This window comes from Pseudomonas fontis (assembly GCF_028656955.1).
GTDB classification, from domain to species: Bacteria; Pseudomonadota; Gammaproteobacteria; order Pseudomonadales; family Pseudomonadaceae; genus Aquipseudomonas; species Aquipseudomonas fontis.
Map to the genome: position 1 here is coordinate 1 of NZ_JAMDGY010000136.1, position 2827 is coordinate 2827.

At 60.0% G+C, this 2827-nt stretch carries 3 protein-coding genes; 2 read left to right on the plus strand and 1 reads right to left on the minus strand.

The features are described 5' to 3' along the window. Nucleotides 1-15: 15 nt before the first annotated feature. A complete protein-coding gene (locus M5G11_RS27000) occupies nt 16-1344 on the minus strand; it encodes an OprD family porin (protein ID WP_273913766.1) in 1329 nt (442 codons plus the stop codon). A gap of 197 nt (nt 1345-1541) precedes the next feature. Between M5G11_RS27000 and M5G11_RS27005 the strand changes: the two genes are divergently transcribed. Beyond that, nucleotides 1542-2423, plus strand: a complete 882-nt coding sequence (locus tag M5G11_RS27005; protein ID WP_273913767.1) for a LysR substrate-binding domain-containing protein — start codon at nt 1542-1544, stop codon at nt 2421-2423. Between the two features lie 98 nt (nt 2424-2521). Next, nucleotides 2522-2767 (plus strand): type II toxin-antitoxin system Phd/YefM family antitoxin, encoded by a 246-nt coding sequence (locus tag M5G11_RS27010; protein WP_273913768.1) that lies wholly within the window; start codon nt 2522-2524, stop codon nt 2765-2767. Nucleotides 2768-2827: the final 60 nt, after the last annotated feature.

Genomic DNA, 2827 nt, shown 5'->3' on the forward strand with positions numbered 1-2827 from the left:
ATCAGGCCCGGCACATCAGAACAGCGGGATCGAATAGCTCACGGTCAAACGGTTCTGATCCTGGTCCCACTCACTCGGCACGCCGCTGCGCAACATCGCGTTGCGCCAGCTGAAGCCCAGGCCTTTCATGGTGCCGCTCTGGATCACGTAATCCAGCGCCAGGTCGCGTTCCCATTCCTTCTCGTCAGCGCCTGAAGCCATACGGATATTGGTACCCTTCAGGTAGGTCACCGACGCCACCAGCCCAGGCACGCCCAGGCCTGCGAAGTTGTACGCATACTGCCCGAACGCAGTGCGCTCACCGGCGCGCAGGAAGCTGGTGATCAAACGGTCGGTGAACAGGTACACGCTCGACCCGGTCGCACCTTCGCCGGTGTTGCCCTGGTTCAACTGCACGAAGTTGCCGCTGTCGGACACCTGCTGATACCCGGCGAGGAACGTATGCGCCCCCAGCGCATAGGTGAACATCGCGCTCCAGGTATCGTTGTCGATCTTGCCCGGGGTATCCGCCAACCCGGCCACGCGATAGCCATCGGTGCGACCAGCGATCGAGTCATTACGGCCATCGGCATCGGTCTTGAAGTAGCGCAGGTCGGTGGTCAGGGTCTGGTTGTCGGCCAGCTTCCACACGTGCACCAGCCCGCCAAACTGCTGAACGTAGTAGTCCTCAAGCTGCGCCGCGTAGTACTGCAGCTTGAGCTCAGGCGTGAGCTGATAGTCGCCGCCGGCAAACAGGAACTCGTTGCTCTGCTGTGTACCCCCGGCCACCGCCAGCCCGGAACGGTTGGTCGAGGCGCGCCCGGTGGCGTGCTCCAGGCGACCGCCCACCAGCGTCAGCTTGTCGATCTCCTGGGAGGTGATCATTCCGCCTTCGAAGGTCTGCGGCAGCAGACGACCATCGTTCGTCACCAGAATCGGCAGCTTTGGCTGCAAGGTGCCGTAACGCGCTTCGGTCTTGGAGAAACGCATCTTCCCAGTGACCCCCAGGCGGCTCCAGTCATCGACAGCGCTGCCATCGCGCTCGTCGGGGATCATCGAGCTGCCGCGATGGTTACCCTTGCCGCCATCCAGGCGCACGCCTTGCAGGCCCAGGGCATCCACACCGAAACCCACGGTGCCTTCGGTAAACCCGGACTTGTAGTCGAGCATGAACGCCTGTCCCCACTCGGCGGTCTTGCTCTGCCCGGCAGAACCCGCGCGGTCGCGGAAATCGTTGTTGAAGTAGTAGTTGCGCAGGTTGAGCGACGCCTTGCCATCCTTGATGAAGTCCGCCAGGGCGACGGGGGCGAAGAGGACGCTGCTGACAGTAAGTAACGACAGGTGTACAAACGGATTTTTTATCATTGTTGTTTTCCTGAGACGAAGATCGGGCCCGAAAAGGCGGGCGCAAACGATCAAGGCGCGACGGCGCCCAAGCAGCATTCATATACGATGACCGTTCGTCAGGCAATTATTCCAAAGTCGAGTACGTTTACCTGTGTTGTTGCACCGCAGTTGGCATGATAAAAATGGCTTTATCCATTCAGAAGTTGAATATCAGCATGACTATTAGTGCAAATCCGAATAGATCGCTGTTCGACCTCGACCTGCTGCGGGCGATTGTCGTGGTGGCCGACTGCGGCAGTTTCACCACGGCGGCGGCGCGCCTGCATTCCACCCAGTCGACGGTGAGCCAGAAGGTCCGTCGCCTGGAAGACATGGTCGGCCACCGTTTGCTCGAGCGCGGCAACCGCGAAGTGCTGCCCACCGACGCCGGGCAGACCCTGCTCGGCTACGCCCGGCACATGCTGCACCTGAACGACCAGATGCTCGAAGCGCTGGCCGGTGCGACGGTGGGGGTGACGGTGCGCCTGGGGGTGCCGGAAGATTTCGTTGGCGGGCGAACCACCAATGCGCTGTCGGCGTTCAACCGCAAGTACCAGCAGGTGAAGCTGGAAGTCACCAGCGGCATGTGCCGCGACCTCAGCCAGAGCTATGACAACGGCGAGCTTGACCTGGTCCTGCTCAAGCAACGGCGCAACAGCCGCGAGGGCGTTGCCTGCTGGCCGGAAGAGCTGCAATGGATCGACAGCGCCAAGCTGCCGAGTATCGACAAGGACCCGGTGCCATTGGTGACCTTCCCCCCGCGCGGGCTGTACCGCGACGACATGATCAACGCGTTGGAGGCCATGGGCCGACGCTGGCGCATCAGTTTCACTAGTTCCAGCCTCAGCGGCATTCAGGCCGCAGTAGCCGATGGCATGGGCATCAGCCTGCTGCCGCCGCGTGCAACCACCCGCGATCATGTGCGCCTGGATGAGAACAACGGGCTGCCGGCAATCGACAGCTACGAGATCGTGATCGTCCACCGGCCGACGGCGGACTTGATGGTCAAGGAACTGGCTGGGGTACTGGCGAAGTTGTTGGAGGCGGATAAGGCTTAGTCAAAACAGAGGGGGTGTTTGTCAGATGCGGATTGCGATCGCGGCCGTGAGTGATATATAAAGACCTTAATTTGGAGCCAAATAAAGGTTTAATTACTGTGCAGAATATTCTTGCAGATGTAGCCGTCAGCGTGTCAGAACTCAAGAAAAACCCATCTGCAGTGATGGCCGGAGCGCGTGGCATGCCGGTGGCTGTGTTGAACCATAACCGCGTCATGAGCTACATGGTGCCGGCTGAGTTGTACGAAGCCATGATGGAGCGATTGGACGATCTGGAGTTGGCTGAAATCGTCAAGGCGCGCATGAGTGAGACTCCCGTGCCGGTAAATCTGGATGACTTATAAGCTTGAGTTCCTTCCTTCAGCCCTCAAGGAATGGGAAAAACTGGCTATTCGGAATAGTGT

What these genes read in the sequence shown, in the direction of transcription:
- M5G11_RS27000 (WP_273913766.1), bottom strand. Translation starts at nt 1,344, where the DNA reads ATGATAAAAAATCCGTTTGTACACCTGTCGTTACTTACTGTCAGCAGC.
- M5G11_RS27005 (WP_273913767.1), top strand. Translation starts at nt 1,542, where the DNA reads ATGACTATTAGTGCAAATCCGAATAGATCGCTGTTCGACCTCGACCTG.